The sequence below is a fragment of the Flavobacterium sp. GNP008 genome, assembly GCF_056428965.1.
Window position 1 is genome coordinate 1 of sequence record NZ_JBWJVL010000017.1, and the last position, 277, is coordinate 277.

Genomic DNA, 277 nt, shown 5'->3' on the forward strand with positions numbered 1-277 from the left:
GTGATTGGAGCGGTTTTATCCGGAATGTCGAGGTCTTGAATGGCAGCAGCGGACGACGCGCACCTGCTTGAACGCCTGCTCAAGGGAGAGCAGCAGGCCTATAAGGAACTGGTCACCGCCTACCAGAGCGCCATGCGCGCCGTGGCGTATGCCATCGTCGGCCAGCGCCACGCCGATGAAGTGGTGCAGGACGCCTGGCTGTCGGTGGTGCGCAACCTCGGCAAATTCGAGGGGCGGTCCAGTCTCAATACCTGGTTACTGACCATCACGGCCAACG

The 277-nt window shown here is 61.7% G+C and carries 1 protein-coding gene; it reads left to right on the top strand.

What is annotated here, in order from left to right:
* Positions 1-39: 39 nt before the first annotated feature.
* Positions 40-277: RNA polymerase sigma factor (locus AC0608_RS13705; RefSeq protein WP_478289458.1), on the top strand; the 238-nt coding region annotated here is incomplete at its 3' end.